Raw genomic sequence first — 18,246 nt, 5'->3', positions numbered from 1 at the left:
ATAGTCACCCCTTCGGATGGATGCAAGGCCGTTCTTCATGCCTTTTGACAAAAACCTCAATTTTTCTCATCGACGATGCAGGAGTCCACGAAGAACCTCGAGTTCAGCCAGGATATCCAGCAACGCAACGCGCACATCCGAGTCTAATCCCCGCACAGCCGGCTCGACGGGAGCCGAAGGACGAACGGCCACCTGAGATGTCGTCACACTGGACACCACGGCAGGAGCAGACACGGGGCCACTGATCGGCGTGCGCGGAGCTACGCTCGATACAACTGGCACAGGACGGCGTTCTGGCACACCGGAAACAGCAATATCCTCATCCACCTCCTCCCCCACGTCCTCCTCGTCAGAGGTAAAGGAGAGTGGGCGGACGGCATCGGGAAACGGGTCGATACCCGCCTGTGCGGAGCCGCTTTCCTTCAGGAGCTTCTGCACCCCCTTGATGGTGTAGCCTTCGCGATACAGTAAATCGCGGATGCGCCGTAAAAGAGCAACATCCTCGGGCCGATAATAGCGCCGACCACCGCCTCGTTTCAGCGGACGAACCTGAGGGAACCGCCCCTCCCAGAAGCGCAGAACGTGCTGAGGCACTTCCAGTTCATCAGCGACCTCGCTGATGGTCCGGAAGGCCGTTTCCGACTTCCCGGACCTGCGGCCTTGAGACAGATCGCCCTCGTCCTCGATCATCACTTGGCGCCATGTCCGCCAGTACGACCGTCATTGATCTGCTTTTTCAAAAGCTGAGACGGGCGAAACACCAGAACCCTGCGAGGCAGGATCGGCACTTCTTCGCCAGTCTTGGGGTTTCGTCCTATGCGCTGTCCTTTGGACCGCACCGAAAAGCTGCCGAACGAAGAAATTTTAACGGTTTCGCCCCGACCGAGCGCCTCCGCAATCTCGTCCAAAACCGCTTCGAGAAGATCTGCGGACTCGTTGCGCGACAGGCCGACTTCCTGATAGACGGCCTCGCCTAGCTGTGCCCGCGTGATGGTCTTTTCCGTCATGCCGCCCCACGCCCATCCCAGAGCCAAAGATGCGTCAGACCCTAGACCCTTACGATAAATCCGTCAATATCAGAGGGATGCGCCGCTTGCTTGCGGTCATGGAACAAGAGGATGAAGACGAGTCTACATCCGCACCAGAGCAGAGCCCCAAGTGAAGCCGCCCCCCATCGCCTCCAGCAGAACCAGCTGACCGGGACGAATACGCCCATCGGCAACGGCCTGGGCCAGAGCCAGCGGCACCGATGCGGCCGAGGTGTTGGCGTGCTGACCAACCGTCACCACCATCCGCTCCATCGGGAAGCCTAGCTTGCGCGCGGTACCTTCAATGATGCGGCGATTGGCCTGATGCGGCACGACCCAATCGATATCGGCGGCAGTCAGATTGTTGGCCGCCAACGCTTCCTGAACCACAGCCGCCAAATTGACGACGGCATGACGGAAGACCTCGCGACCTTCCATCCGAACATGGCCGACCAGGGATGAACTGGACGCGCCCCCATCGACATACAGCAAATCGTGGTGACGTCCATCAGAATGGAGATGGGTCGAAAGAATACCGCGATCCGCAGTCGTCCCCTCGCCGTCCACGGCACGCAGCACCACGGCACCAGCACCATCACCGAACAGAACGCACGTGGTGCGATCGTTCCAATCGAGGATGCGGGAGAACGTCTCCGCCCCAATCACCAGAGCGGTCTTGACCTGCCCCGAGCGAATAAAATTATCGGCTACGGTCAGCGCGTAAAGGAAGCCGGAGCACACCGCCTGGACGTCGAAGGCAAATCCCTTATGCAGACCCAAAGCAGCCTGGACCCGCGTCGCGGTGGCCGGGAACGTGCGGTCGGGAGTCGCCGTAGCGAGAACGATCAAGTCGATCTCTTCAGCGTCGATCCCGGCATGGGCAATGGCAGAACGCGCGGCGGCAGTCGCCAGATCGGACGTCAGCTCACCTTCGGCGGCGACGTGGCGCTGGTGAATGCCGCTTCGTTCGACGATCCACTCGTCAGACGTATCGACCCGAGTCGCCAATTCGGCGTTGGTGACGACCCGCGCGGGCAGATACGCCCCGCAGCCGACGATCTGGGAGCGGCGCAGCATCAGTTTAGCGAGTTCCGGCGGCAAGTTGGGGAGAAGGGACATTGGCCGGCTTCAAACGGTCGAATTCCTTGCGAATCCTCTCGTTATAACCATGGGCAACAAGCTCCACGGCAACACCGATGGCATTGGCGAAACCGAAAGCATCCGTGCCACCGTGGCTTTTGACCGCGATACCATTGAGACCAAGGAACATCGCCCCGTTATAGCGGCGGGGATCGGTGCGAACCTTGACCTTGTTGAGGGCGCGACGGGCAAACAAGAAGCCGATTTTGGACATCAGCGAGCTTTTGAACGCTTCCTTCAGGAAGGTCGAATAAAGCTTCACCGTTCCCTCGGCGGTCTTCAAGGAAATGTTGCCGCTAAACCCATCGGTCACCACGACATCGACGGTTCCCGCACAGATATCGTTGCCTTCGACGAAACCGTAGAAATTGATCGGCAGATGACTTTCGCGCAGCGTTGCCGCTGCGGTCTTGACGACATCGCTGCCTTTCATGTCCTCGGAGCCGACATTCAGCAACCCGATGGCGGGTGTTTCCAGCCCCAACACGGCGCGGGCGTAGACCTCGCCCATCACGGCGAACTCAACCAGATTGTTGGCGTTACAATCTATGTTGGCTCCCAAATCGAGCATCAGGGTCTCGCCCCGAATGGTCGGGAACAGAGCCGCGATCGCCGGACGATCAATCCCAGGCAGAGTCCGCAGAACGAACTTTGAGACTGCCATCAACGCACCAGTGTTGCCGGCGGAAACAATTCCGGCGGCTTCACCTTTTTTTACGGCGTCGATAGCCAGCCACATGCTCGACCGCCGCCCCGTCCGCAACACCTGCCCCGGCTTGGCATCATTACTGATAGCCTCGTCGGTGTGGCGGACCGTGCAGACTCCCGCCATCCCCGGATACGGGGCCAGAAGGGGAGCCAGACGGGCTTCATCGCCAAACAGCAGATAGCGGACGTGGGGCAGACGCTCGTGAGCCATTCGCACCCCTTCCACGACGATTTCGGGGGCAGAGTCGCCCCCCATGGCATCAATGGAAATGGTGACCGGGACACTCACTGGCCGATGCTCCGCTGCTTAAAGGCTATAGACGGATCAGGCTTCGGCCTGGACGACCACCTCGCGGCCATCATAATGACCACAGGCGCTGCAAACATGATGCGGAAGCTTGGGCTCGCCGCAGTTCGGGCACTCGGCACCGACCACGTTGGTCAGAGCGTGATGGGACCGGCGCATGTCGCGGCGGGACTTGGAGGTCTTCTTCTTCGGTACAGCCATTTCAATTGCTCACTTCGACCCACGATGGGAAAGGGAGGTTTCTTATCCAAAAACACCGACAAGAGCAAGGGATTGCTTTCCCTTTAGCCTTTTTTTTGCCGCAAGGCAGCCAACGCCGAGAATGGGCTTGCCTTTAGCGTGGGAGCTTCATCAGTGTCTGGCGGCGCTTCGAAGGCCGCACCGGGGGCGCGCGGGAACGGATCGAGCGCCAGCGCCAGTTGCTCCGCGACCACTTCGCCCAGATCGATTTTGCCGTCCTCAATCGGATCGGGCGGATCTTCCCCGCCCCAAATCAGGTCGATCTCGTCGTCCTCATCCTCGGGGGGGCCGAAGATCATGGCGAACGGCGCCTCCACGGCGGCCGCCAACGGCACCAGCGTCACCACGCAGGTCTGCACCACCTGGGCATGGAGACGCCCCTGTAACCGCACCAAACCGCGCCGGGTGGGGGGATTGATCTCGATCTCGGCCGTCAGACTCTCCAGTGCCACGAGGCCGAAGCGGTCGGCCAGGGCGACACGCTCGACCGGATCGGCCTCCAGCCGATGACGACTGAGCTTGGAAGGCAATTGATCGATTCGAATCGGACGAGAAAATTCGGGAACGTCACCGGGGGGAATCATTGCGCAGCCTCCACGAGCGGAGCAAATCTCACCCGCCCCTCAACCAACCCAGCCCTCGTTTCGGCCAACCAGCCATCCTGCTGGCGCAGATAGGCGGCCATCTCCGCCACCACCCCATCGGGGGGAACGGGATCGGCGACACCGTACAGATTACGCAGCAAAGCCGCAGCCAACAATTCGTCCCCCTCGGCCAGACCCTTTTCATAGGCGGCGACGCGACCATAAAAAGCCTGCGCCATCTGCTTGACCCGCTTGCCGACCGCCATGTCACTGACGCCCAACTCACGCAGATTTTGTTCCATGTCGGCGAACATCAGATCGAACAGCGCCTGGGACACCCCCCTCGCCTCATCGCGCCCGGCACCATCAACCCGGCCCAGGCCACGCATCACCAGAAACGCGTGCAGAACGATGAGATCGAAGCGACCGTCCAGACTGTCCGGCACATGCTGACGGAGGTAAAAATCCGGCTGCCGAGCTTGCTCGATGATGGCGATGTAAAGATCGTGGGCGGCGCGACGGTGGCGACGGCCACCGAGGAAACGACGAAGCGGCATGATTTGGAGTTCCTGGCATCTGGACATCACTCCGCCGGCGCGACGTTGGCGACGTCGTTGACAAGGCCAGGAGACGGAGTGCACTCTTCCCTCCCACATTGGCCTCGGAGGCCGTTTCCGTCAATGCTCCGCCGACCTCTGCGCATGAAAAAGCCCAGCCCCACCCGGTTTGTCCTGGCCACCCTTGCCGTTGCCCTGGCAGCGGGGGCCTGTACCCCGATTGTAGAATTGCGTGGCAACCTGCCGCCACCCGAGCAATTGGCAGAGGTCGTGGTTGGAAAAAGCTCGCGCGACGACGTTCAATCGCTGTTGGGCACGCCCTCCAACGTCAGCCCCTTCGACGACGATGCGTGGTACTACGTTTCGACCGTCACCGAACGGGTCTCGTTCTTCGAACCCGATGTCAAGGAGCGCAAAGTGATCGCCGTCCTGTTCGACCGCAGCGGAACAGTCCGTGCGATCGATACCAAAGGGCTGGCCGATGGTCACGACGTCATTCCGGTCGGACGCGAGACACCGACGGCAGGCCAGGAAATGACGATCCTAAAGCAATTGCTCGGCAATATGGGTCGCTTCTCGAAGCCGGCCCAGGGACAATAGAGCGCCCGACGCAGGCGGAATCATCCACCGTTGTGGCCAGACAAACAAAACCCCCGATCGCCGCAGCGACCGGGGGTCTTTCTTGATCAGCTCAATCTCGATCAGCCTGCAACGATCGCCAGCAACAGAATGGCAACGATGTTGATGATCTTGATCATCGGATTGACCGCCGGACCGGCGGTGTCTTTGTAGGGATCGCCAACGGTGTCGCCGGTAACCGCCGCCTTGTGGGCGTCGGACCCTTTGCCGCCATGATGACCGTCTTCGATGTACTTCTTGGCGTTATCCCAGGCACCGCCGCCCGAGGTCATCGAAATGGCCACGAACAGGCCGGTGACGATGGTGCCGAGCAGCATCGCGCCGAGAGCGGTGAACGCAGCCTTCTGATTGGCAGCGAACAGGATAACGAAGTACAGCACCACCGGCGACAGCACCGGAAGCATACTGGGGACGATCATTTCCTTGATCGCGGCCTTGGTCAGCAGATCGACAGCACGGCCATAATCCGGCTTGCCCGTGCCTTCCATGATGCCTGGGATTTCCTTGAACTGACGACGGACCTCGATCACCACCGAACCGGCGGCGCGACCAACCGCCTGCATGCCGAGCGCCCCGAACAGATAGGGCAGCATGCCGCCAAGGAACAACCCGATCACCACATAGGGGTCTTCAAGGCTGAACTGGACGTTGAGGTTAGGGAAATAATGCTTCAGATCCTCGGTATAGGCCGAGAACAGCACCAGCGAGGCCAGACCGGCCGAACCGATGGCGTAGCCCTTGGTCACCGCCTTGGTGGTGTTGCCAACGGCGTCCAGGGCATCGGTGATCTTGCGAACGTCCTTGGGCAGGTTCGCCATCTCGGCGATACCACCGGCATTGTCGGTGACCGGGCCATAGGCGTCGAGCGCAACGACCATACCGGCCAGAGCCAGCATCGTGGTCGCCGCGATCGAAATGCCGAACAGGCCAGCGACCGAATACGCAGCGATAATGGCGACCGAAATCACCAGCACCGGAAGCGCAGTGGCTTCCATCGACACGGCCAGCCCCTGGATCACGTTGGTGCCATGCCCCGTCACCGAAGCCTTGGCAACCGACTGCACCGGACGGAAATCGGTACCAGTATAGTATTCGGTAATCCAAACCAGCAGGCCGGTGACGACCAGACCGATAATGGCGCACAGATAGAGCTTGGTCCCGGTGATAACACCCCCGGTCGAGGCATAGGTGGCGTCGAAACCGCCAAAGCCATAGACCAGAACCGCGGCGATCAGCGCCGCCGACAGCACGCCGGTTACAATCAGGCCCTTGTAAAGAGCCTTCATGATCTTGCCAGAGGCGTCGAGCTTCACGAAGAAGGTCCCGATCACCGAGGCGAAAATGCAAACGCCACAGATCACCAGCGGAAGCTGCATCATCAAAAGCTTCTCGACCGGATCGGCAAAGAAGATCGAGCCCAGAAGCATGGTGCCCACCACGGTCACCGCATAGGTCTCGAACAGATCGGCGGCCATGCCCGCGCAATCGCCAACATTGTCGCCGACATTATCGGCGATCACGGCGGGATTACGGGGATCGTCTTCGGGAATACCGGCCTCGACTTTTCCCACCAGATCGGCACCGACATCGGCACCCTTGGTGAAAATGCCCCCCCCCAGACGGGCGAAAATCGAGATCAGCGAGGCACCGAAGGACAGCGCCACCAACGCCTCAAGCAACTTGCGCGACTCGATCCCGGCGTGTTGCAGAATAGTGTAATAACCGGCAACGCCGATCAGACCCAGACCGACCACCAGCAGGCCTGTGATGGCACCCGATTTGAAGGCGACATCCAGAGCCTGCTGCATGCCGCCGGAACGGGCGGCCTCGGCGGTCCGCACATTGGCGCGCACGGAAACATTCATGCCAACATAGCCAGCGGCACCCGACAGCACGGCACCGATGACGAAACCAACCGCCTGATAGGTGCCCAGGTAGTAGCCGAGAACGACGGCAACGACCAGACCGACCATGGCGATGGTAGTGTATTGGCGGTTGAGATAAGCGGCGGCACCCTCCTGCACCGCTGCGGCGATCTGCTGCATACGGTCGGTCCCGGCCGATGCTGCCAATACGGAGCGTACAGCGTACCCCCCGTAAAGCAGCGCCAGGACGCCGCATGCGATCACGAATAGGTTGATGTTCATTTGGCTTGAATCCCCCTGATGAAGCCGGCGGCGCCGAATTTCCCAGTCACGGGCGATCGGGGGCCAGTGCGTCAGGAGAGCCGCGCCGCAGGCGACAAAGACCCTGCCAGAAGACCCTCAGTGATGCAATAAGTTGCTGAAATCGGCTGCGCTAAGACAGACTATTTCAGGTTGGGATTCTCAATGACGATGTTGCGCAAATAGCCAGGTCCGAGGGTCCGGTCGGCGACAATCATCAACCTCCGGCTGATCGCACGGGTATCGAGAGGCTGTCCCGGCTGCACTGTGCTGCCCAGGAAATTGATCATGTCCTCAAGGAATGCGTTCTGCAACCGGGGCAGATTGCGGGCAACAATTTCCTTATTCTTGGGATCGACTTCCAACCGGACGATCATTTCGGCCTGTTTGCGCACCTCATGATTCTGGATCACCGGAACCATCAGAAGCCCGAAATCGACATAGGACGGCGGAGGTGGAGGCGGTGGGGCTGGAGGCGGCGCATCGCTACGGGACAACGGATTATCGATCCCCAGCTTGGCCAGCGGATCAATCCCCCAAAAATACAAACCGCCGACGACACCTGCGAGGATCAGCAGCAGAGAGATCACGATGAAAATCACTCTGATCACACGAAAAATCCTCCATATTCCAAATTAGCGTCACACATCGCGCCTCTGGCCAGCGCGAAAATGCCGCCAGCCCCCCTCGACAGGAACGAGCGGACTCCCGGCGGGATCGATTACCGTCACAGCATCGGCGTGAGCGACAATCGCGCCGATCCGGGTCAGAGGCAGGCCCAGCGAACCCCCCAGCGCCGCAACCGCCTCAGCAAATCGGGGCGAGGCGGTAAACAAAACCTCGTAATCATCGCCTCCACTCAGCAGGCTGGCAAGCGTTACGAGACCAAAATCGACAGCACGGCTTGCGGAATCCGACAGAGGAACCAGCGCCATCTCGATCCTTGCCCCCACCCCCGAGGCGCGGCAGAGGTGGCCCAGATCCTGAATCAACCCGTCCGAAACATCCATCGATGCCCCGGCCAGCCCGATCAGACGCGGCCCCAATTCAATGCGAGGACGTGGCAAACGATAGCGGTCGGCGAGAAAAGCCACATCTGCGGCCGACAGGCCGTTCAGTTCTCCCCGCGCCGCCCGCAACCCCAGCGATCCATCGCCGATTGTACCGGACACCCAAATATCGTCGCCCACCGACGCCCCCGACCGCGGCAGCCCTTGCCCCGCCGCCACCCGCCCGATCGCTGTCAGCGACAAGGTTAGCGGTCCCGGCGTTGCCACGGTGTCACCGCCGATCAGAACCGTGTCATAGGTCGTCAGATCCTGACGCAATCCTTCGGCAAAGGCGCGCAGCCAATCGGCAGTAACGTCATGGGGAAAAGCGGCAGCCAGCAGCAACGCAACTGGCTCCGCTCCCTTGGCGGCAAGGTCGGAAAGATTGACCCGAATCAGCTTGCGCGCGATCAGGTCCGGCGGGTCGTCGGGCAGGAAATGCACCCCGGCGACCATCGCATCGACGGTCAGGACAGTCTCCGTCCCAGGTTCGGCAACCAGGAAGGCGGCATCGTCGGCCAGCCCGCGCGCGGCCGGATGCCCTCCGGTCAACGGCACGAACAGATCGGCGATCAGAGCGAACTCGTCAACCGCCTCCGGTTCCGCCAGATGTCCAGAGCCAGATCCGACGGAATCGGACGGCACTGGACTCATGACATCTCTCGCCGGGTGCAGACGGTGCCTGCTTGGCCACCGTCCCAAGGGCAGTCGGGCACGATCCGGTAGAATCGGATCATGCCTCTAGTTCCCCCGCCCCATCTCCCCCGGACGGATCGCCTGACCCAACCGATCGAGAACCGCATTCACCAGCCCCGGCTCTGGACCCGAATAAAAGGCATGAGCGACATCGACCCATTCCGAAATGCACACCCGAGCCGGGGTCTGCGGGCGAGCTTCCAGTTCCCAAGCGCCAGCGCGCAGAATAGCACGCAAGACCGCCTCCAGCCGCTCGACCGTCCAGTCGCCGGACAAAGCGTCACCAATCCGCAGATCCAATGGCTTGGTGTCGGCGGAAACGCCACGCACAATCCGCCCCAGCAGAGACGAATCCGGCTCGGCGATCGGACCACGCTTTGCCTCGGAACGGCGGTCGCGATCATCGACCAGAGCCTGCTCGGCAGAAGTCGCCGTCATCTCCATCTGGTACAACACCTGCACCGCAACAAGGCGGGCCGCGCTGCGGCGGGCAACCGAGGGATTGACCGTCATACTGCTAACCCCAACGCGCGCTTGATCGCCAACATACGCAGGCAAGCCCGCCCGGCCTGTCCACCCAGGTTCTTTCGCTTGGGATCGGCGCGGTTAAGAGCCTGGGCCTCGTCGTGACAGGTCAGCACGCCGTTACCAAACGCCAATTGATGGGCGACCGACAGATCGGCCAACCCGCGCATGCATTCGGTTCCGACATGATGATAGTGATCGGTCTCGCCACGGATGGCGCAGCCCAGAGCAACAAAGCCATCATAGCGGGCGGTTTCGTTGCCGTGAGCGGCAGCGGCCAGAACCAGATTAAGAGCTCCGGGCAGTTCGAAGATGCCGGGAACGGTCAGCAACTCGTGGCTGGCACCGGCTGCGTCAAGCGCCTCACGCGCGCCGGCCAGCAAGCCGTCGGCAATATGGTCGTAGAAACGGGCCTCGATAATCAAAATGCGGGCCATGCGGTCCTCCTTGTCTTTAGCCTCGGTCGGCTAGCCTTAGCCGATCGAGATCGGCCGCTGTTCGACCACCTTCAGGCCATACCCGTCCAAACCGACAATGCAGCGCCGGGTATTGGACAACAGGATCATTTCGTGGACACCAAGATCGAGCAGGATCTGAGCCCCGACACCATAATCGCGCAATTCCGGCTCGGGCTGGCGGCCTTCAAGCTGGGCGCGGATTTGCTCGGACAGGCTGTTTGGACGCGGTTCGCGCACCAGGACAACAGCGCCGCAGCCATGTTCAGCGATCATTTCCATTGCAGAATGAAGCTCACCGGCTTTGCCCGATCCCTGGTCGCCCAGAACGTCGTCGAGCACGTTGACGGCATGGACCCGGATCATCACCGGGCGATCGGGAACGATCTCCCCCTTCACCAGGGCAATATGCTCGGCGTAATCGACGGTATTGACGTAGACCAGCATCCGCCAATCTCCACCCCAGGTGGAGTGAAACGCCGTTTCCAGCGAGCGCTCGACGGTCCGCTCGTTACGACGACGATATGAAATCAGGTCGGCGATGGTGCCGATCCGCACCCCATGATACTGGGCAAACTGGACCAGATCGGGCAACCGCGCCATGGTGCCGTCGTCGTTCATGATCTCACAGATAACGCCTGACGGATTCAACCCGGCCAACCGAGAGATATCGACCGCCGCTTCGGTATGACCGGCACGAACCAAAACGCCGCCTTCCCGCGCCACCAGCGGAAAGATATGACCGGGCGACACGATGTCGGCGGCACCCAATGCCGGATCGATCGCCACCTCGATGGTGCGGGCGCGGTCGGCGGCGGAAATGCCGGTGGTAACCCCTTCACGCGCTTCGATCGAGACGGTGAAGGCGGTCTGGAGACGCGAGCGGTTATCCGAATTCATCAGCTTGAGGCCAAGATGCTCGATTCGCTCGCGGTTCATGGCCAGACAGACCAGTCCGCGACAATGCTTCACCATGAAATTGATCGTATCGGCGGTGGCGAATTGCCCCGGAATGATCAGATCGCCTTCATTCTCGCGATCTTCATCATCGATCAGAATGAACATCCGGCCTTGCCGAGCATCCTCGACAATATCCTCGATGTTCGACAGATAATCACGATATGCCGAAACCACGGAGTTAATCCCTTTGCAGCAGGCGCGCAACATAGCGCGCAAGCATGTCGATTTCCAGATTGACCACATCCCCGACCCGGTACAGGCCAAAGGTGGTCACGGATTGAGTATGGGGAATGATGTTGACCCCAAAGCGGTCGTTTTCAACCTCGTTGACGGTCAGAGAAACACCGTCCAGCGCGACTGACCCCTTCGACGCGACAAAGTGCGACAGAGCGGCGGGTGTCTCGAACACAAACCGCATCGACTGGCCGTCGGGACGGATCTCCGCGACACGGGCAACGCCATCGATATGACCGGAAACGATATGACCGCCCATTTCGTCGCCCATCCGCAACGAGCGTTCAAGATTGACCCGGCTGCCGGTGACCCACCCGCCCAGGGTTGTCTTCGACAGAGTCTCGCCCGAGACCTCGACGGCATGCCAGCCGGGACCGGTTTCGACCACGGTCAAACAGACACCGTTATGAGCGATCGAGGCGCCAATGGCGATGCCAGCCGGATCAAAGCCGCTGGAAATCTCAAAACGGGTCTCGCGGCCCTCGCCGCGAACCACCCGCTTCACCTCGCCAAGCGCGGTGACGATGCCGGTGAACATAGGCCTGTCCTCTGTTAGATGCGGGAATAGGTTTCCATCACGTCATCGCCGACTGCCCGGACGTCAATCCGGCCGAAACGCGGAGTCTGCGACAGACGATCAACTCCAAAGCCAACCAGCGCCGCCAGTCCGTCGCCGCCGATCAGCCGGGCGGCACGGAACCAGATCAGCCGATCGACCAGATCGGCCCGCAGCAGCGCGGCAGCGAGATGCGCCCCCCCCTCGACGAGAATCCGGGTTAGCCCCGCCGCGCCAAGCGCCGTCAGTGCTGCCCCCGGATCGACCGTTCCATCAGGGCCAGCGGGGCATTCGAACAACTCAACCCCCGCATCCGCGAAGGCGCGGGCACGGGTGCGGTCGCCTCCGGCCAGGGTGACCACCCAGGTCGGCACATCGTCGGCTGTGGCCGCCAGACAGTGGGTCAGCGGCATCCGCAGACGACCGTCGAACACGATCCGTACCGGCGAGCGGGACGCTAGGCCGGGTAAACGACAGGTCAGTTCGGGATCATCAGCCAGCGCGGTGCCACTGCCGATCATCACCGCATCGTTCTCGGCGCGCAGCAGGTGGGCGTGAGCACGGGCAGCGGAGCCGGTAATCCAGCGGCTTTCGCCGGTACGAGTGGCGATACGCCCATCGAGCGTGCTGGCCAGCTTCAGCGTTACCAGCGGCCGGCCGTGCTCGATCCGTGACAAGAAACCGGCATTCAGTTCACGGGCTTCGGCCTCTTTCACCCCTTCGACGACGGCAAGTCCGGCGCGGCGCAGCAGATCGACCCCTCTCCCGGAAACGCGGGGATCGGGATCGCGCAGAGCCGACACCACCCGGACAATTCCGGCCGCGATCAACGCTTCGGCGCAAGGCGGGGTCTTGCCGTGATGGGCGCAAGGTTCGAGGGTGACATAGGCGGTGGCTCCGCGTGCCGCCTCGCCCGCCATCGCCAGCGCCTCGGTCTCGGCGTGGGGACGACCTCCGGCGGCGGTGCAGCCCCGGCCAACGACGCGGCCGCCATCCGCGACGATGATGCAGCCGACGGCAGGGTTGGGCCACACCTCACCAAGGCCGCGCCGGGCCATGGCCAGGGCGGCTCGCATATGGGCGCGATCGGTCTCGGCCCGGTCGGGCTCAGTCGGCGGGTGGGCCAATCATCTTCCCCAGGAATTCCTCGAAGTCCTTGGCTTCTCGGAAATTACGATATACCGAGGCGTAGCGGACATAGGCGACCTTGTCGAGGTCCATCAGCGTCTCCATCACCAGTTCGCCGATGAATTTAGACGACACCTCGTTCTCACCGAGACTTTCCAGCCGACGGTGAATGCCGTTGACGATCCGCTCGATCTGATCCTCTTCGACCGGACGCTTGCGGAGAGCGATCCCAATCGAGCGGAGTAGCTTCTCGCGGTCGAAGGGAACGCGGCCACCGCCCTTTTTTACCACAACCAGATCGCGGATCTGAACCCGTTCAAACGTCGTAAAACGAGAGCCGCAGGCCGGACAGGAGCGGCGGCGGCGAATTGCGGAATTATCCTCGGTTGGGCGGGAATCCTTTACTTGAGTGTCGTCGTGTCCACAAAACGGGCAACGCATGGGATTCTCCGCGCAAGGCGGGACGGGAACCGAATGGCCCCCGTCCCAAATCTAGACAGATCAGCTATAGATCGGGAAACGACTGCACAGAGCCGTCACTTCGGCCCGAGCCCGAGCCTCGGCCGCCGAATTATCCTCGGGGTTGAGGGCCAGACCGTCCAACACGTCCCCGATCAGCTCGCCGACCTGACGGAACTCATCGGTGCCAAAGCCGCGCGTGGTCGCCGCCGGAGTGCCAAGACGCACGCCCGAGGTGATCGTCGGCTTTTCCGGGTCGAAGGGAATGCCGTTCTTGTTGCAGGTCATCCCTGCCCGCTCCAGGCTGGCTTCTGCCGCCTTGCCGGTCAGCTTCTTCGGACGCAGATCGACCAGCATCAGGTGCGAATCGGTGCCGCCCGACACGATATCAAGGCCACGACGAACCAATGTATCGGCCAGAACGCGAGCATTATCAACGACCTGACGGGCATAGACCTTGAACTCGGGCGACAAAGCTTCGCCGAACGCCACGGCCTTACCCGCGATCACATGCATCAGTGGGCCACCCTGGATGCCGGGGAAGATCGCCGAATTGATCTTCTTACCCAGTTCGGGATCGTTGGACAGGATCATGCCGCCACGCGGGCCGCGCAGGGTCTTGTGCGTCGTGGTGGTGACGACATGAGCATGGGGCAGCGGGTTGGGATAGACACCACCGGCAACCAGACCGGCGAAGTGAGCCATATCGACCATGAAATAGGCCCCCACCTCATCGGCGATGGCACGGAAGCGGGCAAAGTCGATCTCACGCGGGTAAGCCGAACCACCGGCAATAATCAGCTTCGGGCGGTGGGTGCGGGCCAAAGCCTCAACTTCGGAATAATCAATCAGGGCGTCCTGCTGGCGCACGCCATATTGCACCGCCTTGAACCATTTGCCGGACTGGTTGGGGGCGGCACCATGGGTCAGGTGGCCGCCTGCGGCCAGCGACATCCCAAGGATGGTATCGCCGGGCTGGACCAGAGCCATGAACACGCCCTGGTTGGCCTGCGAACCGGAATTGGGCTGGACGTTGGCATAGGTGCAGCCGAACAAAGCACAGGCGCGTTCGATCGCCAGCCGTTCAACGACGTCAACGAACTCACAGCCGCCGTAATACCGCTTGCCCGGATAGCCTTCGGCGTACTTGTTGGTCAAGACGGTGCCCTGAGCTTCAAGCACGGCGCGGGAAACGATATTTTCCGAGGCAATCAGTTCGATCTGTCCCTGCTGGCGCTCCAATTCATGGGCGACGGCGGCGGCGATATCGGGATCGCTGCTGGCCAGGGAAGCGGTAAAGAAAGCGGAGGGGGAAAGGCTGGACATCGGATCTCTTTCGGACAGAAGGAGTTTTAGAAGCGGGAACGAAAGTGACGCGGAGACTATTTCTCGCCGTATTCAGATAGCATCGCCACCCGGCGGGCATGACGGCCGCCTTCGAACGGAGTCTCCAGAAAAACGCGCAGACAGTCGCGGGCAACCTCGGGGCCGATCGTGCGCCCCCCCAGTACCAGGACGTTGGCGTCATTATGCAGACGGCACATCCGGGCGCCGTATCCGTCATGAACCAGAGCGGCACGGATATGAGCATGGCGGTTCGCGGCGATCGAGATACCGATACCCGAGCCACAGATCAGCAGCCCCAGATCGGCCTCGCCCGCCTTCAACGCGCGGGCCAATTTCAGCGCGAAATCGGGGTAATCAACCGAAGCGGGGCCATCGGTGCCGAGGTCAAGCCCCCGCCAGCCAAGACCGGATAGATCGGCCGCCAGCAGCGTCTTCAACTCTATGCCGCCATGGTCCGAAGCGAGAGCGAGGGTACGCTGGGTCATGGAATCGATCCTGACAATCCTATGGATTGGGCTAGATACCATATGTCGCAACGTTTTGCCAATGCGCCACAAGCCGCAGGGGAATGCGCGACGATGGGAGCTGCCGGGCGCAGGGAGCGGCAGCCAGGGACTCCGCCATACTTCCGCCTTAATAGAAATATCTAAACGGGCGAAGAGTCCAACCAATTCGCAGTTAGAGCCCCTCTCGATTACTGAATGAGGGGCATGTTACAAGAATTCGTTACTCGGACCCAACAGTTTCGAATTGACATAGATGGTGTAGCATGCATTCAATGAATCCATCGTACCAATGATATTTGGTTGGATAAAAAGATGAGCGACACAAGCCAGGAAAAGACCAATCGCGATGATCTGCTGCGCATGGCCGTCGACGTGGTCGCGGCCTATGTCGGCAAGAATCCAGTGCCGGCGGGACAATTACCTGACCTCATCAATACCGTTTATGGCTCGCTATCCTCTCTCGACGGTGGACAGCCCGAAGCAAAGCCAGAAACGCCGAAGCCCGCCATCGCAATCAAACGGTCGGTGACCCCCGATTACATCATCTGCCTTGAGGATGGTAAGAAGCTGAAGATGCTGAAACGGCATCTGCGCACTACCTACAACATCACACCGGATGAATATCGTGCGAAATGGGGGCTCCCCCCCGATTATCCGATGGTTGCCCCAAATTATGCCGCCCAACGGTCAGATTTCGCCAAGAAGATCGGTCTGGGCCGCAAGGCTGCCGAGCCGGTCGATGAGACCCCGCCGTCCCGCCGCGGACGCCGCTAGAGCGAACTCTTCCCGCCACGGAAAAACCCGGAGCCTCGACAGGCTCCGGGTTCTTTTCATGACTTCTCCGCCGCCCGTTTGGCCATAACGTATTCCAGCCGCCGCAGCGCCTGAGTACGCAATATCGCCTCACCTGCGCTGGCCGGGCCTGAGATCGAAACCTCGGTCATTGAGGAAACGTGGAAGGCCGTAACCTTCACAAGGGCACCGACCCGGCGGAATTCAAATAGCACCTCACCGGAGACTGTCATGGATGGCGCTCCTTTTGCGTCATCCTAGCCAAATCGTCGGCGAGGCGCAATCGACGCCCCCCCCTGGAAGCAGAGCCGCCAAACGACCGGGATGCCGAAATCATAAAGGCAAGAGCGTGTCGTCTCTCAGCTTGTGAACCACAATATCGAGCCAGCCGCCATTCAGCTTAAACAATGGGCCAGGACCATCATCCAGCCGCTCCCACGATACTTCCGGCATGGAAGGGGACTTATCCAGCCAGTCCCGCCAATCTGAAAGCTCCCACCCCGCTTCCGGCGTCGTGAAAACAACCATCATCAACCGCGTCCGACCGGGAGCCGACGGAATACGGCTCAATTTGGCGATATCTTGCGGAATACTCCCCCCATTGGAGGTGCGGTCTCGCCATGCATTCCCGGTTCGATCATGGACTTGCTTGACCTCGATCAGCACCTCGCGGCGCTTGTCGGGGGTGAGGACATAAAGATCAAGGGACTCGGGTCTAGCCACGTCAAGCTGAGCCAAATCTCCAGTAAAATCAGGATAAGGAGTTTCACGAACGCAGATCAGTTCATTCCCGTCAAAACCGCGGGCGAAAGCATGGCAAAGCAATGCTTCACATGATAATTTTTGTGCCATCCGGCTAATAATAGCCGCAGCACTACGTTCGAGACCCGCCGCACCAATGGCAAGGTAATTGCTCACGGGGTTGGCAAAAGGGCTTGCGCCGAGGCGTGGAATATGGGTCAACCGATGAATGAAGTCTCCGATCCGCTACCGCCTGAGTGACGCCGATAAGGACGCCTTGCTGTTAGAGCAGGCGGCGTTGATCGAACGTCAGGCCGCCCGAATTGCCGAACTTGAAGCGGCGCTGGGCAAGCCGAAAAAGACCTCGTCGAATTCGCATTTTCCGCCGTCCAAGGACGGCCCCGGCCGGAAGAAAAGTTCGCCGCACGAGGACCGGTCCCGGAAACCGCGTCCGTCACGCCCCGGGGTATCGCGGCCATTGGCCGAGGACCCGGACAAAACCGAGCGCCGCCTGGTCGAGGTCTGCCCCCATTGCGGGATGCCGCTGTCGGCGGATCGGCAGCGGTGCCGTCACCGCTACGACCACATCGACCTCCCGGCGATCCGTCCGGTGGTGACCCGAATCGAACTGTTCGGCGGGCGCTGTGGCGGCTGTGGACGTCGTGCCCGGGCCGAGGCTCCGGAGGGGATGGCGCCAGGAACGCCGTTCGGACCGGGCGTCCGTTCCCTGCTTTTGTATCTCCACCACAGCCACCATGTCGGCTTCGAGCGGCTGTCGCGGATGATGAAGGATCTCTTCGGATTGGCGGTCTCGGAAGGTGCCATCGCCAATGCTTTCCGTCGGGTCCGGACCGGGCTGGACGAGGCGCGCGCGGCCATCAAGGCCAAATTGCTGACCGCCCGGGTGATCGCCTCGGATGAAACCACCACCCGGGTCGATGGCGTCACCCACTGGCAGTGGGTGTTTGTCTCGGATCGGGCGGTGCTGCACGACATTGCGCCGCGCCGGGCCAAAAGCGTCGCCGAGACCGTGTTGGGCGACTACCGCCCCGGGGTCTGGGTGTCCGACCGCTACGCCGGACAGCAGGATCTCGCCCTGGCCCATCAGGTCTGTCTCGCCCATGTCCTGCGCGACGTCCAATACGCCATCGATTGCGGCGACACCGTCTTCGCCCCGAAAATTCGTGATCATCTCCGTTGGGCAATCCGTGTCGGCAAACGACGAACAGAGCTCAAGGACTCTACGCTGGTCGCTTATGCCGCCAAGGCAGAGCGCCGCCTCGACACCCTGCTCGCCATCCCCGCCGCTCATCCGGCCGGGAAAATCCTCCAGCGCCAGATCAAGGCGTGGCGAACGAAGTTCTTCGTCTTCCTTACCGATCGCGAGGTCCCGCCCACCAACAATGTGTCCGAGCGCGAGATCCGGCCCT

23 protein-coding genes are annotated in these 18,246 nt (G+C 61.3%); 3 read left to right on the top strand and 20 right to left on the bottom strand.

Annotated elements, in window-relative coordinates; all coding sequences use genetic code 11:
• Nucleotides 1-66 precede the first annotated feature (66 nt).
• From PHAMO_RS12285 to PHAMO_RS12255, 7 genes are all read right to left on the bottom strand, one after another.
• The gene (locus tag PHAMO_RS12285) at nucleotides 67-690 is read right to left on the bottom strand and encodes a MerR family transcriptional regulator (protein WP_002729780.1); all 624 of its coding nucleotides are present in this window, start codon (nucleotides 688-690) and stop codon (nucleotides 67-69) included.
• Nucleotides 690-1,007 (bottom strand): integration host factor subunit alpha, encoded by a 318-nt coding sequence (locus tag PHAMO_RS12280; RefSeq protein WP_002729778.1) that lies wholly within the window; start codon nucleotides 1,005-1,007, stop codon nucleotides 690-692. The genes PHAMO_RS12285 and PHAMO_RS12280 overlap by 1 nt, the downstream gene beginning before the upstream one ends.
• Before the next feature lie 123 nt (nucleotides 1,008-1,130).
• A complete protein-coding gene (locus tag PHAMO_RS12275; protein ID WP_193372222.1) occupies nucleotides 1,131-2,102 on the bottom strand; it encodes a beta-ketoacyl-ACP synthase III in 972 nt (323 codons plus the stop codon).
• 7 nt (nucleotides 2,103-2,109) lie between these two features.
• On the bottom strand, nucleotides 2,110-3,165 hold the full coding sequence (plsX, locus tag PHAMO_RS12270; RefSeq protein WP_002729774.1) for a phosphate acyltransferase PlsX: 1,056 nt from the start codon (nucleotides 3,163-3,165) through the stop codon (nucleotides 2,110-2,112).
• Between the two features lie 36 nt (nucleotides 3,166-3,201).
• Entirely contained in the window at nucleotides 3,202-3,384 is a 183-nt protein-coding gene (gene rpmF / locus PHAMO_RS12265; RefSeq protein ID WP_002729772.1) for a 50S ribosomal protein L32, read from the bottom strand.
• A gap of 83 nt (nucleotides 3,385-3,467) precedes the next feature.
• Nucleotides 3,468-4,007 carry a YceD family protein gene (locus tag PHAMO_RS12260; protein WP_002729771.1) on the bottom strand — a complete coding sequence of 180 codons (540 nt, stop codon included), beginning with the start codon at nucleotides 4,005-4,007 and terminating at the stop codon, nucleotides 3,468-3,470.
• Nucleotides 4,004-4,564 (bottom strand): ubiquinol-cytochrome C chaperone family protein, encoded by a 561-nt coding sequence (locus PHAMO_RS12255; RefSeq protein WP_002729769.1) that lies wholly within the window; start codon nucleotides 4,562-4,564, stop codon nucleotides 4,004-4,006. The genes PHAMO_RS12260 and PHAMO_RS12255 overlap by 4 nt, the downstream gene beginning before the upstream one ends.
• A gap of 123 nt (nucleotides 4,565-4,687) precedes the next feature.
• Here PHAMO_RS12255 and PHAMO_RS12250 point away from each other — a divergent pair, with 123 nt between their 5' ends.
• The gene (locus PHAMO_RS12250; RefSeq protein ID WP_002729768.1) at nucleotides 4,688-5,164 is read left to right on the top strand and encodes an outer membrane protein assembly factor BamE; all 477 of its coding nucleotides are present in this window, start codon (nucleotides 4,688-4,690) and stop codon (nucleotides 5,162-5,164) included.
• A gap of 101 nt (nucleotides 5,165-5,265) precedes the next feature.
• Here the strand turns inward: PHAMO_RS12250 and PHAMO_RS12245 are convergent, their stop codons facing one another.
• The 11 genes from PHAMO_RS12245 to rpiB form a co-directional block, all read right to left on the bottom strand.
• Nucleotides 5,266-7,350, bottom strand: a complete 2,085-nt coding sequence (locus tag PHAMO_RS12245; protein ID WP_002729767.1) for a sodium-translocating pyrophosphatase — start codon at nucleotides 7,348-7,350, stop codon at nucleotides 5,266-5,268.
• A gap of 161 nt (nucleotides 7,351-7,511) precedes the next feature.
• Nucleotides 7,512-7,979 carry a hypothetical protein gene (locus PHAMO_RS12240; RefSeq protein WP_002729765.1) on the bottom strand — a complete coding sequence of 156 codons (468 nt, stop codon included), beginning with the start codon at nucleotides 7,977-7,979 and terminating at the stop codon, nucleotides 7,512-7,514.
• A 30-nt stretch (nucleotides 7,980-8,009) separates the two neighbouring features.
• Nucleotides 8,010-9,071, bottom strand: coding sequence for a thiamine-phosphate kinase (gene thiL, locus PHAMO_RS12235; protein ID WP_002729764.1), 1,062 nt, complete (start codon nucleotides 9,069-9,071; stop codon nucleotides 8,010-8,012).
• Between the two features lie 87 nt (nucleotides 9,072-9,158).
• The gene (nusB, locus tag PHAMO_RS12230) at nucleotides 9,159-9,626 is read right to left on the bottom strand and encodes a transcription antitermination factor NusB (RefSeq protein WP_002729762.1); all 468 of its coding nucleotides are present in this window, start codon (nucleotides 9,624-9,626) and stop codon (nucleotides 9,159-9,161) included.
• On the bottom strand, nucleotides 9,623-10,075 hold the full coding sequence (ribH, locus tag PHAMO_RS12225; protein WP_002729761.1) for a 6,7-dimethyl-8-ribityllumazine synthase: 453 nt from the start codon (nucleotides 10,073-10,075) through the stop codon (nucleotides 9,623-9,625). Before ribH ends, nusB begins: the two co-directional genes overlap by 4 nt.
• Nucleotides 10,076-10,111: 36 nt before the next feature.
• Nucleotides 10,112-11,260, bottom strand: coding sequence for a 3,4-dihydroxy-2-butanone-4-phosphate synthase (ribB, locus tag PHAMO_RS12220; protein WP_002729760.1), 1,149 nt, complete (start codon nucleotides 11,258-11,260; stop codon nucleotides 10,112-10,114).
• Nucleotides 11,232-11,825 carry a riboflavin synthase gene (locus PHAMO_RS12215; RefSeq protein ID WP_002729759.1) on the bottom strand — a complete coding sequence of 198 codons (594 nt, stop codon included), beginning with the start codon at nucleotides 11,823-11,825 and terminating at the stop codon, nucleotides 11,232-11,234. Before PHAMO_RS12215 ends, ribB begins: the two co-directional genes overlap by 29 nt.
• Before the next feature lie 14 nt (nucleotides 11,826-11,839).
• Nucleotides 11,840-12,970: a bifunctional diaminohydroxyphosphoribosylaminopyrimidine deaminase/5-amino-6-(5-phosphoribosylamino)uracil reductase RibD gene (gene ribD / locus PHAMO_RS12210; RefSeq protein WP_002729753.1), complete on the bottom strand. Its 1,131-nt coding sequence runs from the start codon at nucleotides 12,968-12,970 to the stop codon at nucleotides 11,840-11,842.
• Complete coding sequence (nrdR, locus tag PHAMO_RS12205) at nucleotides 12,951-13,412, bottom strand: transcriptional regulator NrdR (RefSeq protein WP_002729752.1); 462 nt, start codon at nucleotides 13,410-13,412, stop codon at nucleotides 12,951-12,953. Before nrdR ends, ribD begins: the two co-directional genes overlap by 20 nt.
• A gap of 60 nt (nucleotides 13,413-13,472) precedes the next feature.
• On the bottom strand, nucleotides 13,473-14,756 hold the full coding sequence (glyA, locus tag PHAMO_RS12200) for a serine hydroxymethyltransferase (protein ID WP_002729750.1): 1,284 nt from the start codon (nucleotides 14,754-14,756) through the stop codon (nucleotides 13,473-13,475).
• Between the two features lie 56 nt (nucleotides 14,757-14,812).
• A complete protein-coding gene (rpiB, locus tag PHAMO_RS12195) occupies nucleotides 14,813-15,262 on the bottom strand; it encodes a ribose 5-phosphate isomerase B (protein WP_002729749.1) in 450 nt (149 codons plus the stop codon).
• A 333-nt stretch (nucleotides 15,263-15,595) separates the two neighbouring features.
• Between rpiB and PHAMO_RS12190 the strand changes: the two genes are divergently transcribed.
• Nucleotides 15,596-16,057, top strand: a complete 462-nt coding sequence (locus tag PHAMO_RS12190) for a MucR family transcriptional regulator (protein ID WP_002729746.1) — start codon at nucleotides 15,596-15,598, stop codon at nucleotides 16,055-16,057.
• Between the two features lie 56 nt (nucleotides 16,058-16,113).
• On the opposite strand, the gene PHAMO_RS12185 is transcribed toward PHAMO_RS12190, so the two are convergent.
• Together PHAMO_RS12185 and PHAMO_RS19485 are read right to left on the bottom strand one after the other, a co-directional pair.
• A complete protein-coding gene (locus PHAMO_RS12185) occupies nucleotides 16,114-16,308 on the bottom strand; it encodes a DUF6898 family protein (RefSeq protein ID WP_002729745.1) in 195 nt (64 codons plus the stop codon).
• Nucleotides 16,309-16,408: 100 nt separating this feature from the next.
• Nucleotides 16,409-17,038, bottom strand: coding sequence for a hypothetical protein (locus tag PHAMO_RS19485; protein WP_155801776.1), 630 nt, complete (start codon nucleotides 17,036-17,038; stop codon nucleotides 16,409-16,411).
• 7 nt (nucleotides 17,039-17,045) lie between these two features.
• Here PHAMO_RS19485 and tnpC point away from each other — a divergent pair.
• On the top strand, nucleotides 17,046-18,246 hold a 1,201-nt coding region (gene tnpC / locus PHAMO_RS12170; RefSeq protein ID WP_040567069.1), incomplete at its 3' end, for an IS66 family transposase.

This window comes from Magnetospirillum molischianum DSM 120, from assembly GCF_000294655.1.
Classification (GTDB): domain Bacteria; phylum Pseudomonadota; class Alphaproteobacteria; order Rhodospirillales; family Magnetospirillaceae; genus Phaeospirillum; species Phaeospirillum molischianum.
The sequence above is the reverse complement of the archived record's forward strand: the minus strand, read 5'-3'. Positions and strand labels throughout refer to the sequence as shown.

Coding starts and splice junctions, on each gene's coding strand:
- rpiB (WP_002729749.1), bottom strand. CDS start 15,262: ATGACCCAGCGTACCCTCGCTCTCGCTTCGGACCATGGCGGCATAGAG.
- PHAMO_RS12280 (WP_002729778.1), bottom strand. CDS start 1,007: ATGACGGAAAAGACCATCACGCGGGCACAGCTAGGCGAGGCCGTCTAT.
- PHAMO_RS12255 (WP_002729769.1), bottom strand. CDS start 4,564: ATGCCGCTTCGTCGTTTCCTCGGTGGCCGTCGCCACCGTCGCGCCGCC.
- PHAMO_RS12190 (WP_002729746.1), top strand. CDS start 15,596: ATGAGCGACACAAGCCAGGAAAAGACCAATCGCGATGATCTGCTGCGC.
- thiL (WP_002729764.1), bottom strand. CDS start 9,071: ATGAGTCCAGTGCCGTCCGATTCCGTCGGATCTGGCTCTGGACATCTG.
- ribB (WP_002729760.1), bottom strand. CDS start 11,260: ATGTTGCGCGCCTGCTGCAAAGGGATTAACTCCGTGGTTTCGGCATAT.
- PHAMO_RS12250 (WP_002729768.1), top strand. CDS start 4,688: ATGCTCCGCCGACCTCTGCGCATGAAAAAGCCCAGCCCCACCCGGTTT.
- PHAMO_RS12245 (WP_002729767.1), bottom strand. CDS start 7,350: ATGAACATCAACCTATTCGTGATCGCATGCGGCGTCCTGGCGCTGCTT.
- nrdR (WP_002729752.1), bottom strand. CDS start 13,412: ATGCGTTGCCCGTTTTGTGGACACGACGACACTCAAGTAAAGGATTCC.
- PHAMO_RS12260 (WP_002729771.1), bottom strand. CDS start 4,007: ATGATTCCCCCCGGTGACGTTCCCGAATTTTCTCGTCCGATTCGAATC.
- ribH (WP_002729761.1), bottom strand. CDS start 10,075: ATGGCCCGCATTTTGATTATCGAGGCCCGTTTCTACGACCATATTGCC.
- nusB (WP_002729762.1), bottom strand. CDS start 9,626: ATGACGGTCAATCCCTCGGTTGCCCGCCGCAGCGCGGCCCGCCTTGTT.
- PHAMO_RS12185 (WP_002729745.1), bottom strand. CDS start 16,308: ATGACAGTCTCCGGTGAGGTGCTATTTGAATTCCGCCGGGTCGGTGCC.
- PHAMO_RS12215 (WP_002729759.1), bottom strand. CDS start 11,825: ATGTTCACCGGCATCGTCACCGCGCTTGGCGAGGTGAAGCGGGTGGTT.
- glyA (WP_002729750.1), bottom strand. CDS start 14,756: ATGTCCAGCCTTTCCCCCTCCGCTTTCTTTACCGCTTCCCTGGCCAGC.
- rpmF (WP_002729772.1), bottom strand. CDS start 3,384: ATGGCTGTACCGAAGAAGAAGACCTCCAAGTCCCGCCGCGACATGCGC.
- PHAMO_RS12285 (WP_002729780.1), bottom strand. CDS start 690: ATGATCGAGGACGAGGGCGATCTGTCTCAAGGCCGCAGGTCCGGGAAG.